This is a genomic window from Lysinibacillus sp. BNK-21 (assembly GCF_048684915.1).
GTDB lineage: Bacteria > Bacillota > Bacilli > Bacillales_A > Planococcaceae > Lysinibacillus > Lysinibacillus capsici.
The window spans coordinates 4009774-4023512 of sequence record NZ_JBLQTS010000001.1 but is presented as its reverse complement, the minus strand read 5'-3'; the positions used below and the strand labels follow the sequence as shown (position 1 = coordinate 4023512).

The window sequence follows — 13739 nt, the reverse complement described above, 5'->3', positions numbered from 1 at the left end:
AATGGTGAAATTGGATAATAAAATCGGTGTGATAGTAGACAGCTTTCGTTTACCTATTCGTGAAGGTTTGTTAAAGGCGAAAGAAGTTGGGGCACAGGGGGTACAAATGTATGCCGTTTCAGGTGAGTTGGACCCCGATAACCTAAATGCTGAACAAAGAGCAGAATTGAAGGCGTATATTTTAGGGTTAGGTCTAGAAATCTCCGCCTTATGTGGAGATTTAGGAGGACATGGCTTCCAAAATAAAGCAGAAAATGCCTGGAAAATCAAGAAATCGAAAGAAATACTGCAATTAGCCAAGGACCTAGGAACATCCATTGTTACAACCCATATCGGTATTATTCCTGAAGATGAAAATGACCCAATCTATCAAACAATGCTGGAAGCTTGTGAAGAATTAGGACAATATGCTACATCATTAGATGCTTATTTTGCGATTGAAACAGGGCCAGAAACGAGTAAAACATTAAAAGAGTTTTTAGATAAGCTATCAACGAACGGTGTATCGGTTAATTTTGATCCAGCCAATATGGTGATGGTAACAAAAGATGATCCTGTAGCTGGAGTCAAACTATTAAAGAAATATATTGTACATACACATGTAAAGGATGGTATTCAACTGCAGTCAACGAATCCTAAAGATGTGTACGGGTACTTAGGATACGATTCTGGAACATCTCATGATAAAATAGAAGAAATGGTGGAAAATGGAGAGTTTTTCAGAGAACTTCCATTAGGTCATGGAGATGTCAATTTCGAGCTTTATTTTTCAGCTTTACAAGAAATCGGATACAATGGCTATTTAACTATTGAACGAGAAGTGAGATCAAATCCCGAAAAAGACATCAAAGAAGCTGTACAATTCATAGAAAAGTTTAAATAGGGGTTGAATCTAATTTGAAAAAGCAAGATCAAGTACAAATGCGAAGACAAAATAAATATATTGTGCTTGACGCAATAAGGCAGATGGCGCCAATTTCAAGAATTCAATTATCAAAATATACAAAAATGAGCCCTACAACCATTACGCGTATTGTGCAAGAACTAGAAGCTGAAGGCTTTATTCTTGAAGGGGTATCGGAAGAAACAGCCATTGGTAGACGTCCTACGTTAATTCATATGCGCGAAGATGCTTTATATACGATTGGTATAGAAATTGACTGTTTTACTATTCGAATAGGTATATTAGATTTCTTAGGGAAGCTTATTGCCTTTCAGGAAGTCAAATGTAGCATCAAGCATCAATACGAAGAAGCTATATATCTACTTAAACGATCTATAGAAAATATCATGACAGAATATCAGATTGCTCAGGATAAATTACTAGGCATTGGGATAGGAATTCCAGGAGTAATCAATAACGAGGAAGGAATTATCGTTTCCTCTGAGCAATTGAAGTGGGAAAACTGCCATATAAGAGAAGATTTAAATGGTGTTTTTGGTTGTGAAGTCATCGTAGATAATGAATTAAAAATGCAAATCATTGCTGAAATTGGTGATATCTATACCCCACAGTATTCAAATTGTATTTTAGTGGGAATTGGAACGGGAATAGGAGCATCCATATTATTAAATGGAGAAGTGTATCGTGGCATTCAAAATAAAGCTGGAGAAATAAGTCATATAACGATTAATCCCTTTGGTGAAATGTGTCACTGTGGTAAAAGAGGATGCTTATCGATGTATGTTTCTGAAGTTACGCTGTTAAAAAGAACACCTAAAAATCTTAATATTCAATCAATAGAAGAGATTTTGCAGTGTGTTGATCAAGGTGAGCAATGGGCAATCGATATTCAACAAGATGTAGCTACTTTTCTAGCTATAGCCATCAATAATCTAGTTTGTTTATACGAACCAGAGGCTGTCATCGTCAGTGGAGAAATTATTGAGCACAATGTGACATTTCAAAAACTACTTAGTGAAAAGTGTAAACAGTATATATGGAAGGAATTACAACCCTACTTTGATTTGCAGTTTTCCAATCAATTAAAAGAAGGGGTTGTTAAAGGAGCGGCATTACAAGCACAAAAGCAGTTGCTGTCTGTTTAAAGAAAGGTTGGTTGATTCGTGGCTTACTCAGAATTTTTAAAGGAGTATCGTTCAGGATTAATGGAAAATGTGCATTATGGACAAATGAGTGCTGTGAATCTAACGAAGGAAGAATTCGTCTCTGTAGGTCAAGACTATGAGCCTGTGTATTTTCGTTCTGCAGCAAAACCATTTCAAGCCATTCCCATTTTTATGACTGATTTTATAGAAAAATACGGGATTACTTCAAATGAAAGTGCATTATTTCTGGCTTCGCAAAGAGGTGAAATTTATCATCAAGAGGCATTAGTCTCTTTGCTGGAAAAACTCCCTATTAATGAAAATGATTTAATTTGTGCAGCATCCTATCCATTAAATGAGGAACCTAAAACACAGTATATTCAACAGGGATTTGAAAAGAGGAAACTCTTTCATAATTGCGCGGGCAAGCATTTAGGATTTTTAACTGCATGTTTAGCAAATGGCTATGATGTCAAGCAATATTGTCATCCAGAACATCCACTGCAACAGATGATAAAAAAATATATTGCTTATTTAAGTGAATATGAGATAGAGAGAATTCGTACAGGGATTGATGGCTGTGGTGCGCCTGTCTTTGCGATTCCGCTAAAAAACATGGCCATTGCCTATTTAAAGTTAGCACGACCAGAATTGATTGATGATGAACTAATTCGTGAAGCAGTAATAAAACTTACAGCAGTAATGAATCAAGAGAGTCATATCATTGCAGCGCAAAACTTTATTTGTACGGCATTATTAAAGGACCCTAATATTGTGGCGAAGGGCGGAGCACAGGGTGTATACTGTTTTGCTCTAAGAAATGAAGGAGTAAGTTTTGCCTTGAAAATTATGAATGGCTCCGAAAGTCCGTGGCCCAATGTAATTGCTTCTGTATTGGAACAAATGCAGTATACAAATCAAGAAACAATTGAGCGTATTAAAGCATTGTCTCCTGCATTTGTGCGTAATGATGCAGGGGTAGAGGTAGGAGAAATTGTATCTACAATTAAAATTGTATAGAGGTGAAGGCACTTGCATGTTTTGGCAATAGATGGTGGTGGAACGAAAACGATTGCAACAATCTCAACATGTCATGGGCAAATTATGGCGCTAGCAGAAACAGGCAAAAGTAATCCCACATCCATGAGCTTCGAGCATTTTACAGAGACGATAACAGAATTAATAAATAATTTAAAAAGACAACAGCCTCACGAATTTCAACACATTACAAAGTGCCATGCGGGCCTGTCTGGTGTAACAGAAAATAATAATGAGAAAATTACCTATGCATTATTAACTTCGCTTTTACCGAAAGACTGTCAACTATCACTATCGAATGATGGAATGAACGCGCTGTATGCGGGAACCTTGGGGCAGCCAGGCATTGTACAAATTTCTGGTACGGGTGCGATTACACTCAGTATAGATGCATCTGGAAGAATTGAGCGTACAGCAGGATGGGGTTATATTTTTGATGATGAGGGCAGTGGCTATGATATTGGCATTCGCACATTAAAAGCGGTATTTAAAGCATTCGACAAAAGAGGTCCTGAAACGCTTCTAACAGCAGCGGTATTAGAATATTTTCGATTACAATCCGTTCCGCAGATAATTGAAGTGGTATATGGCGAAGGACATCCGCGGGATACCATATCACCTTTAAGTAAGGTTGCAATTGAATGCGCTAAACGTGGTGATGGAGAAGCCAATACAATTATTGATCAAGTGTGCCATGTTTTTTATCAAAGTATAGACGCTTGTTACAAAAAAAAACCGTTTGCACATAAGCAAGTCAAAGTAGTGCTAGCTGGTGGCGTTTTTAATGAATTGGAGCTATTTACTAAAAAATTAATCGCTATTGATAAAAAGAATAGTAATCAATATGACTTCGTGGGTGCTTATAGCTTACCGGTAGGTGGTGCCGCTTTAGCTGCTTTAAGATTACCATATAATGAGGCAAAGCTATTTATCGATCAATATAATGCAAGTATGAAGAAGTTTTTAACGAATTAATCCCCCCTTAACTTAGCAAGTAGAGAATAGCATATACATGTCTCTACTTGCATTTTGTCAGTCTCCTACTTTAAACATATACCCCTTATATGAATGATGAATGATCATGACGATTCCGATAAGCATAAAATTGGATAATAACGAACTTCCACCATAGCTTAAAAAGGGTAGGGTGACACCTGTGACAGGTAAAAGCCCAATGGTCATGCCGATATTTTGAGTAATTTGAAAGGCTAGTAAGCTTGAAATACCTGCCCCCATTAAAGTCATAAAGGGGTCTCGCGCTACTACCGTAATAACGACAATACGATAGATAACAAAAAAAAGTAGCGCGATTACAAATGCTCCTCCAATAAAACCTAGCTCTTCTGCAATAGCAGAGAATATAAAATCGGTATGTTTTTCTGGTACATAGACATTGTTATGTAGATAGCCCTTGCCCACAAATTCTCCTGACCCGATAGCCATAAAGCCTTGGCGTACTTGAAAAGAAGAATCTGTATATTCATAAGGCTGAAGCCATCCATAAATTCTAGAAATCTGATGTCCTGATAGAGCACCTAAAACCTTCTCTGTAAAAAATTCATTAAATCTGACATAGAGCACTACCAGCGTACTGATGATAACTAGAGGAACAGTCGTAAATACGACAAGAAGCTTTCTATGAATACCTGAAAAGAAAATCATCGGTAAAATCATTGCCATATACAACATGACCATACCTGTATCGGGTTGTCTATAAACAAGTAGCGTAGGAGGAAGGACAATTAGCCCGATTTTTATAAGTAACCAAAAATCTGCTAGATAGGAGGGGCGGACATTTTTCTCTTGATGAGCAATAATGACCTTACTCACAACTATTAAAAAAGCAAACTTTAAAAATTCCGAGGGTTGGAGAGAACCTAAAAACGGGATTTGATACCATGATTTTGCCTGATTGATCGTTCGAGCAATGCTTTCAGGAGCAACAATAAGACCAGCCGTTAAAGCAACTATTAGGAAGTAAAATGGCCATCCAATCTTCTTCAACTGTTCAATATCAAGCAAGGATATTCCAAGCATGATGGTTAATCCGATGACATAAAATAAAAACTGTTTGATAATAAAGGAGCTTGCATACTGTTCAAAATTTACACTACTAGAATGGACAAAAAGGCAACTAATAGCGCCGAGTAAAAGAAGACTTATTACTAAACTCCAATCTAACTTCTTGAATTGCGTCAAATGTAACACCTCCATTCTCTAGTATGAACGCTTACAATGTATGGAAGGTTGCGAATGTTTTTCTAAAAATAGTATGAATAAGTAGCGATAATCTGGCTAATTTAGCGAGTTAAATTACCTAAATAAAACTAAATGATGGGTATAAATTCTTAATATTTCGATTAAAATTTACAAAAATATAACACTGGCTTTATATCTCTATACTATCATTATTGGTAAGAGTTGGAGGAGGAGCCAAGGATCATGCATTTTTTCCGTTTCATTAAGGTGAAGGACAAGTTACTTGTACTCATGATTGTTTGTGTATTATCGAATGTATTGCTAGGTGTATTCAGTGTAGATTATTTAAGGAAAATGTCGTGGCATGCAAGTGAGAGTTACACACAGGGACTTGTCCCAATTGGATGGCTAAATGAGCTAGAAGAATCACAGCGTCGATTAGATTTTATAGTAGATTCGAAGGGTGACGATAAAGAAATGACAGCCATTTTACAAAACATGGCGCAGCCTTTAGATCATCTAGATAGCCAAGAAATTGACAAGAAGATGAGTCATCAAATTAAGAAGTATAAGTCATTGCTTAAGAAGCAGGAAGAAGCCATTGAGAACTTTAAGCAATTGAACCATGGTGAGCTAGATCAGTTTTATGTGCAAACATTTTTACCAATTAGTCAGGAGAGTCATGCATTATTAGAAGACACGCAAAATTATTTGGTTCAACGAGCAAAAGACCAACAGCAGGCTTATCAAAAAGATGTACAATTTGGCTACTGGTTACTAGGTGGCGTATGCTTAGCGGTTGTCTTGCTTGTTATCCTTATCGGCTTTATTGCAACGAAGGCAGTCAATGTGCCAACCCGTCAACTAAAGTCATTATTAAAACGAGCAGAACAAGGTGATTTCACTGCCAATGCAAGTTATGTAGCTCATGATGAGCTTGGTGAAGTAGTTCTGTCATACAATCAAATGGTAACAGAGGTGAAACGACTACTACATACTGTCACAGACAGTGCTTATGAAGTAGAAGAAATGACAGGCAAATTGCAGAAATCCTCTGAGCAATCATCAACAACGACATTAAAAATAGCGAAGGATGTACAATCTATTTCAGAGTCAACGTCTGCTTCTTCTAGTAAACTAGCTTCGAATACTGCTTCCTTAGAGGAGGTTTTAAATGATGTACAGGTTATTTTAGAAAAGGTTCAGGTTGTAGAAAGTTTTGCACAAAAAACGGCCAGAGATGCAGAAAGTGGAACTGAAATTGTACAGGCTAATTTAACACAAATGCAAGCTATTAAGCAGGCGGTTGAAAAATCTAATACAGCTATCTTTAATTTAGTAGAGCGGGCTGCATCGATTGATCAAATGATTGAAGTAATAGAAAGAATAACAGCGCAAACTAATTTACTGGCTTTAAACGCTTCCATTGAAGCCGCTAGAGCAGGAGAGCATGGTAAAGGCTTTGCAGTAGTGGCTAATGAGGTTCGTAAGCTTGCAGAGCAAACTGTTCAATCGACACAAACGATTACATCCATTGTACAAAACATCCATCTAGATTCGAGTTATGCGGTACAAATGATGGAAGGGGTTTTAGTAGCGACTGAAAAAGGTGTAGCTGTTACAGGACAAACTGCGTCAAGTTTTGATCAAATTTTAGAAAAAGTACATACTATTAAGCCATATATTATGGAAGTATCTGCTACGGTTCAAGAGATTGCCAATCACACGCAGAAGGTAAGTGAGGATGCGGGTATGCTGACAGCCTTATCCGATACGAATGCCGTGTCTACTAAGCATGTTGCTACGTTAACAGCTGATCAATTAAAAGCTCAGCAACAGTTCCATAATTATATTAAGGAATTGCGCAAAGTATCAAAAGTTTTGCAAATAGCTGTCAAACGTTTTTCGATATAATTTAATATTAAAGAATAATATTCAAAAAGGGTCTTCTTTGCAAAAAATAGCAAAGAAGATTCTTTTTTTGCATGGTTACAAAACTAGCTTATGAAAGTGTAAATGATTTGTGTTTTTGAGATGTACAAATGTGTTTTGTGTATTTTTGTAGCACAATATTTTTCTTGTTCTCATATACTGTGAATAAGGGATTGTATGTTCTTTGTAAGGAATATTATTAATATAATTGTTGTATTTTCAAAACGAACACATTATAATGAATTTCATTGAAAGTGTTATTAAATCAATGTTTATTAATGTATTTTTGTACTTTCAGAAAGTACAATTGTTCACATGTGGAGGTTTTGGGAAATGAAAAAGATTATTGTTACTGGAGCACTTGGTCAAATTGGTTCTGAGCTAGTAGAAAAACTTCGTGGTATTTATGGAGAGGACAATATACTTGCTACAGACATTAGAAAGCTTGAACATACTAAGGGCCCATTTGAAATATTGGACGTGACAGATGGACAAAGAATGCATGATTTAGCAAAGGACTTCGGTGCAGATACGATGATGCATTTAGCAGCATTATTATCAGCTACAGCAGAGAGAAATCCATTGTTAGCTTGGAATTTAAATATGGGTGGATTAATGAATGCGTTAGAAGTTTCACGTGAGTTAAATATGCAATTTTTCACGCCAAGCTCAATTGGTGCGTTTGGTCCGTCTACACCTAAGGAAGATACACCACAGGATACTTTGCAAAGACCAACAACTATGTATGGGGTAAATAAGGTAGCGGGTGAGTTATTATGCGATTATTACTTTAATCGTTTTGGTGTTGATACACGCGGAGTACGCTTCCCGGGGCTAATTTCTTATGTAACACCTCCAGGTGGTGGTACAACAGATTATGCTGTAGAAATTTTCTATGAAGCCATCGAACAAGGCAAATATACATCGTATATTCAGGAAGGTACATTTATGGATATGATGTACATGCCAGATGCCTTACAAGCTATTGTAGATTTAATGGAAGCAGACGGTAGTAAGCTTGTTCATCGCAATGCTTTTAATATTACAGCCATGAGCTTCGAACCTTCGCAAATCGCGGCTGAAATCAAGAAACACTTACCAAATTTCACAATGAGCTATCAGGTAGATCCTGTTCGTCAAGCCATTGCAGATAGCTGGCCAAACTCTTTAAATATTGAAGCGGCTCAAAAAGAGTGGGGCTTCAAAGCAGAATATGATTTAGCTAAAATGACGGTAGATATGTTAGAAAAATTGAAAATTAAACTGCATAAAAAAGCAATTTCATAATAGATAGGCAACGGGTGAAGACTAGACTTCATCCGTTTTTTTATATATAAAAGAAAATTATTGGAATATATAGATTAAATTATGAAATTAAAATATAATAATATTCGGAATATTAATAGTATTCAGTTAAATTGATGCTATGATAATTTCACAAGGGGAAATTCACAAATGAAGGGATGATGGGTTTTATGATGCAAGCACCATTAGTTTTAACTAGTTTTTTTAAACGAGCAGAGAGCTATTTTGCAAGAAAATCAATTATTTCACGGACAAGCCCACACAAAATACATCGTTTAACATATGGGCAGTGGGCAAAAAGAACGCGTCGTTTAGCAGATGCCCTTACGAAGCTTGGGATGACAAGAGGAACAAAAGTCGGCTCCTTTGCGTGGAATCAGCATCGACATTTAGAAGCTTATTTTGCTGTGCCTTGCTCAGGGGCAATCTTACACATGGTAAATATTCGTTTATCAGAAGAGCATTTGATCTATATTATTAATCATGCAGAAGATGAGATTTTAATGGTCGATGTAGATTTATTACCGATCATTGAAAATATTGCGCCAAAACTTGAGACAGTGAAACATTATATCATTATGACGGATGAACCAGCTTTGCCAAAGACTACATTACAAAATGTTTTATCCTATGAGGACATATTAGCTACTGCTGATGAAGAATTTCAATTTCCAGAGGATATTGATGAAGAAGCACCTGCTGGTATGTGCTATACAAGCGCCACAACAGGGAATCCAAAGGGGGTTGTCTATTCCCATCGGGGTTTAGTATTACACAGTATCATGCTGAGTATGTCTGACTCTATGGGAATTGCGGAAAGAGATGTCGTGATGCCGATTGTACCCATGTTTCATGCAAATGCATGGGGCTTGCCTTTTGCTAGTGTCAATGTGGGTGCTACACAAGTTCTACCAGGTCCGCAATTTACTTCAGCATTAATAATGGATTTAATCGAACAAGAAAAGGTTACATTAACTGCTGGTGTTCCAACCATTTGGATAGGTGCCCTACAGGAGCAGGAAAAGAAAGAACGAGATATTAGTTCTTTAAGAGCGATATGCTGTGGTGGATCGGCTTCACCAACTCGACTCATTCGGACATTTGAAGAAAAATATGGGATTCCTTATATTGTTGTCTACGGCATGACGGAAACTACACCAATCGTGGCATTGTCTAATTATATGTCATGGATGGAAGATTGGCCGATTGATAAACGTATTGAAGCTCGAGCGATGCAAGGGATGACAATGGCAGGTATCGAATCTAGTATTATTAATGAGGCGGGTGAGGTACCTTGGGATGGCGAAACAATGGGGGAATTACGTTTAAAAGGCCCATGGATTTCCAACGAATACTATCGTGATGAGCGAACAGCAGATGCCTATCGAGATGGTTGGTTATATACTGGTGATATTGCTGTACGAACAGCAGATGGCTTTATTAAAATTACTGACCGTACGAAGGATCTTATTAAATCAGGTGGGGAATGGATTTCCTCTGTTGATTTGGAAAATGCGCTGATGACTCATGATGCCGTTTTAGAAGCGGCTGTCATTGCCATGCCCCATGCTAAATGGCAGGAGCGTCCATTAGCTTGTGTTGTATTGAAAGAGGGACAATCAGTAACTGAACCAGAGCTTCTTGCTTTTTTAGAAAATCAATTTGCCAAATGGTGGGTACCAGATGCAGTCGTCTTTCTAGAAGAAATTCCAAAGACATCTGTCGGAAAATTCCTGAAAGCGAAGCTGCGAGATAATGTAGCAGAAATTTATCCTAAATCATTGGTATAGGTAAAAGAGCGATTTCCGTAAATGGAAGTCGCTCTTTTTTGAGTTATTTAGTTAGCATGTGGAAGACTTGTTCAACGTCTTTATCGCCACGACCAGAGATATTAATAATAATGCTTTCCTCAGATGATAAAGTTGGTGCTAATTTTAGAGCATGTGCGACTGCATGTGAGCTTTCAAGAGCAGGAATAATACCTTCAACCTTAGAAAGTACTTGGAAGGCATCTAAAACTTCTTCATTTGTCACGGTCACATATTCAGCACGACCGATTGTTTTCAAATGGCTATGCTCAGGCCCCGCACCTGGATAATCTAAACCAGCTGCTATTGAATAGGTAGGGAGTGGGTTGCCTTCTGCGTCCTGAAGTACTAAACATTTGAAGCCGTGTAGCTCTCCTGGTGTTCCTTCGTTTAAGGTAGCAGCTTTGTCTGGCTCTATTCCAATAAGACGAACATCTTCGTCTGCAATATAATCAGCAAATGCCCCAATGGCATTACTACCGCCTCCTACACAGGCAAGAACAGCTGTCGGCAGCTTTCCTTCCTTTTCTAAAATCTGTTCACGACTTTCGCGGCTAATCACTGATTGAAAATGTTTAACCATTGATGGGAAGGGGTGTGGTCCAACTGCTGAGCCTAATAAATAGAAGGTTGTTTCATAGTTTTCTACTAAGTCAGCGAATGCCTCATCTACTGCATCCTTTAAGCGTCCTTGCCCTTTATCGACAGCTACAACTTTCGCTCCGAGAAGTTCCATGCGAAATACGTTCAATGCCTGACGTTTTGTATCTTCCAAGCCCATATAAATCGTGCAATCCATTCCAAACATGGCACACGCTGTAGCTGTTGCTACACCATGTTGACCTGCCCCTGTTTCGGCAATCACGCGATTTGCTCCCATACGTTTAGCTAGTAAGATTTGTCCTAATACATTATTGATTTTATGGGAGCCTGTGTGGTTAAGGTCTTCACGTTTTAAATAGATTTTTGCGCCACCTAATTGCTTTGTTAAATTCTCTGCAAAATAAAGAGGGGATTTACGACCGACATATTCACGGAAATAGTAATCTAATTCTTGCTTAAAATCATCATCCTCTTTATACTTTTGAAAATTCTCATCTAGTCTATTTAAAACATTTTGAAGCTCCTTTGGAACAAAGCTTCCACCAAATTCACCGAAATATCCCTTTTTTTCTACTACTGTACTCATCTTAACTCGACTCCTCTATGCTAATTTTTCCAAAAAAAAAGCCACTCCAATCCCTCATAAAAAGGACGAGTAACCGTGGTGCCACCTTCATTCGCAATTTTTGCGCGCTTTCCTGCTCCGGTAACGGGGAGCGAAACGGCCTTACATTTGATAAGGCTGCTCTGAAGTCCATTCACAAGTCTGTACTACTGGTTTGCACCAACCACCAGCTCTCTAAAAGTAACAATGCTTGCTACTACTCTTCTTCCTTGCATTTATTAGAAAGAATTGTAGAGTATTTTCAGAATAGTGTCAAGAAAAAAGACGAATCTAAAAAGATCCGTCAGTTAAATCAAATTTTTAAAGTGAAGGCGTTTGTTTAATACATACATAATCGGTGCACCTACAGCTAATACAACAAATTCACCCGCCGCGACTGTTAGCCAAGTCCAGAAAAATGGCAACTCTAAAGCCAAGTTCAGCTCAAAGGCAATGATAAACATAGTACATGTAAAGAGCAATGTATTAATAATTAAACGTGCCCAAATATTTTTGACAAATTTACAGATTAAAATAAACAGGCCAAGTGTAATCATTGAATGACCTACACCAAAAACTAAATCGTAAATGCCAAGTGGTGAAAAGAGATTAGAGATCAATACACCAATAATAATCCCTACGGCAAAGCGTGGATTAAAGGCCACTAAATGGTTAAACATCTCAGATACTCGGAACTGTACCTCTGTAAAACCAAATGGGGCAACAAGCATGGTTACAGCTATATATAGAGCTGCAATGATACCACTTGCTGCTAAAAATTTTATCTTCATATTCATTTCTCCTTAGTTTTTTTTCGTGGGATGGTTACGAACCACGGTGCTTTCACACAAGTAAATATTCTATTATAGATATCTAGTAGAAGTCAAATGTCAGACTTTGTCTATAATGTCCTATCGTCGCAAAATTGTCATAAATATTTTTTACTATGTTGAAAAAAGAAATCGAATAACTAAAACAGCGTAGTTTAGCGGTTTAAAGCGCCGAATTAAATGAAAAACTAAAATATTTTGTCACTTTTAAAAGTCAGAACATTCATAATGTTGTTGACGGAGCTCGATAATAACGATAATATAGCGATACATTCACACTTTGTTTGGATAAAGTGCGATAGATATTCGAGAATATAATCGGGGGGATTATTTGTGAAAAGCAATGTAAAGAAGTTGTCATTCCTTCTTTTTGGATTAGTGTTGCTTCTTGCTGCTTGTGGTAGCAGTGGCTCAGGTACAACAGATTCAAAAGGAAATGAATCAAACAATGCAAGTGAGAGTGGAAATGATAAAACATATAAAATCGGGATTACTCAAATTGTTGAGCATCCATCGTTAAACGCAGCAACGGAAGGCTTTAAAAAAGCAATTGAAGATGCAGGCTTAAAAGTTGACTACGATCCACAAATTGCACAGGGAGATAATAGCCTTAACACAACGATTGCTAACAATCTAGTAAGTGCAAACGTAGATTTAATTTTTGCAAACTCTACACCTTCTGCACAAGCCGCTGCTACAGCAACAAGTGATATTCCAATTATTTTTACATCGGTTACAGATGCTGTTGGTGCACAGTTAATTGACTCAATGGAAAAGCCAGGGAAAAATATTACAGGCACAATCGATTTACATCCTGAAACGATTTCTAAAACAGTAGCATTCCTAAAAGAACTTGGGGCGAAAAAAGTAGGGATGGTCTACAATGCAGGTGAGCAAAACTCAGTTGCACAAGTTTCAGAAGTGAAAAAGGTTATGGATGAACAAGGTTTAACGGTGGTAGAAGCATCAGCATCCACTTCCGCAGATGTAAAACAAGCGACAGAATCTCTAATTGGTAAGGTAGATGCTTTCTATATTATTACTGATAACACAGTAGTTTCTGCATTAGAATCGGTAATTGATGTTGCCAATACGAATAAACTACCATTAATCGTAGGAGAACTGGATTCTGTGGCACGTGGCGGTTTAGCCGCTTATGGTTTTGAATATTTCGATATCGGCTATGAAGCGGGTCAAATGGCTGTGAAAATTTTAAAAGGTGAAGCTACACCTGCCGATACACCAGCACAATACCCACAAAATCTGAAACTATTAATCAATAAAAAAGTTGCAGATGATTTAGGCATCGAAATTAAAGATTCTTGGGGTGCCGAAATTCTAGAACAGTAAAACGAAGCGGGGTGCACTATC

Annotated in this window: 11 protein-coding genes, 1 riboswitch and 1 other annotated feature; of the genes, 8 read left to right on the top strand and 3 right to left on the bottom strand. The window is 37.5% G+C overall.

The window, feature by feature from the left end:
- Position 1: 1 nt before the first annotated feature.
- From ACMGGO_RS20290 to ACMGGO_RS20275, 4 genes are read left to right on the top strand one after another with little or no spacing between them, the layout of a single operon-like run.
- Positions 2-883 (top strand): sugar phosphate isomerase/epimerase family protein, encoded by an 882-nt coding sequence (locus ACMGGO_RS20290; protein ID WP_112117295.1) that lies wholly within the window; start codon positions 2-4, stop codon positions 881-883.
- 14 nt (positions 884-897) lie between these two features.
- Entirely contained in the window at positions 898-2049 is a 1152-nt protein-coding gene (locus ACMGGO_RS20285; protein WP_054549117.1) for an ROK family transcriptional regulator, read from the top strand.
- Between the two features lie 18 nt (positions 2050-2067).
- On the top strand, positions 2068-3069 hold the full coding sequence (locus tag ACMGGO_RS20280; protein ID WP_112117296.1) for an asparaginase: 1002 nt from the start codon (positions 2068-2070) through the stop codon (positions 3067-3069).
- Between the two features lie 12 nt (positions 3070-3081).
- On the top strand, positions 3082-4062 hold the full coding sequence (locus tag ACMGGO_RS20275; protein WP_420282185.1) for an N-acetylglucosamine kinase: 981 nt from the start codon (positions 3082-3084) through the stop codon (positions 4060-4062).
- Positions 4063-4119: 57 nt separating this feature from the next.
- Here the strand turns inward: ACMGGO_RS20275 and ACMGGO_RS20270 are convergent, their stop codons facing one another.
- Entirely contained in the window at positions 4120-5295 is a 1176-nt protein-coding gene (locus tag ACMGGO_RS20270) for an FtsW/RodA/SpoVE family cell cycle protein (RefSeq protein ID WP_257961638.1), read from the bottom strand.
- Between the two features lie 234 nt (positions 5296-5529).
- On the opposite strand from ACMGGO_RS20270, the gene ACMGGO_RS20265 reads away from it, so the two are divergent.
- The 3 genes from ACMGGO_RS20265 to ACMGGO_RS20255 all read left to right on the top strand — a co-directional run bounded on the left by ACMGGO_RS20265 (position 5530) and on the right by ACMGGO_RS20255 (position 10313).
- Positions 5530-7200: a methyl-accepting chemotaxis protein gene (locus ACMGGO_RS20265; RefSeq protein WP_048393415.1), complete on the top strand. Its 1671-nt coding sequence runs from the start codon at positions 5530-5532 to the stop codon at positions 7198-7200.
- A gap of 351 nt (positions 7201-7551) precedes the next feature.
- Positions 7552-8505, top strand: coding sequence for an L-threonine 3-dehydrogenase (locus ACMGGO_RS20260; RefSeq protein WP_004225462.1), 954 nt, complete (start codon positions 7552-7554; stop codon positions 8503-8505).
- 188 nt (positions 8506-8693) lie between these two features.
- A complete protein-coding gene (locus tag ACMGGO_RS20255; protein ID WP_420282184.1) occupies positions 8694-10313 on the top strand; it encodes a long-chain fatty acid--CoA ligase in 1620 nt (539 codons plus the stop codon).
- A 43-nt stretch (positions 10314-10356) separates the two neighbouring features.
- Here the strand turns inward: ACMGGO_RS20255 and trpB are convergent, their stop codons facing one another.
- Positions 10357-11520: a tryptophan synthase subunit beta gene (trpB, locus tag ACMGGO_RS20250; RefSeq protein ID WP_048393416.1), complete on the bottom strand. Its 1164-nt coding sequence runs from the start codon at positions 11518-11520 to the stop codon at positions 10357-10359.
- 58 nt (positions 11521-11578) lie between these two features.
- Positions 11579-11778: a binding site (T-box leader), on the bottom strand.
- 68 nt (positions 11779-11846) lie between these two features.
- Positions 11847-12329, bottom strand: coding sequence for a QueT transporter family protein (locus ACMGGO_RS20245; RefSeq protein WP_048393417.1), 483 nt, complete (start codon positions 12327-12329; stop codon positions 11847-11849).
- A 6-nt stretch (positions 12330-12335) separates the two neighbouring features.
- Positions 12336-12380, bottom strand: a riboswitch (PreQ1 riboswitch).
- 321 nt (positions 12381-12701) lie between these two features.
- Between ACMGGO_RS20245 and ACMGGO_RS20240 the strand changes: the two genes are divergently transcribed.
- Positions 12702-13718 carry an ABC transporter substrate-binding protein gene (locus ACMGGO_RS20240; protein WP_420282183.1) on the top strand — a complete coding sequence of 339 codons (1017 nt, stop codon included), beginning with the start codon at positions 12702-12704 and terminating at the stop codon, positions 13716-13718.
- Positions 13719-13739: the final 21 nt, after the last annotated feature.

Coding starts and splice junctions, on each gene's coding strand:
- ACMGGO_RS20255 (WP_420282184.1), top strand. CDS start 8,694: ATGATGCAAGCACCATTAGTTTTAACTAGTTTTTTTAAACGAGCAGAG.
- ACMGGO_RS20260 (WP_004225462.1), top strand. CDS start 7,552: ATGAAAAAGATTATTGTTACTGGAGCACTTGGTCAAATTGGTTCTGAG.
- ACMGGO_RS20265 (WP_048393415.1), top strand. CDS start 5,530: ATGCATTTTTTCCGTTTCATTAAGGTGAAGGACAAGTTACTTGTACTC.
- trpB (WP_048393416.1), bottom strand. CDS start 11,520: ATGAGTACAGTAGTAGAAAAAAAGGGATATTTCGGTGAATTTGGTGGA.
- ACMGGO_RS20290 (WP_112117295.1), top strand. CDS start 2: ATGGTGAAATTGGATAATAAAATCGGTGTGATAGTAGACAGCTTTCGT.
- ACMGGO_RS20245 (WP_048393417.1), bottom strand. CDS start 12,329: ATGAAGATAAAATTTTTAGCAGCAAGTGGTATCATTGCAGCTCTATAT.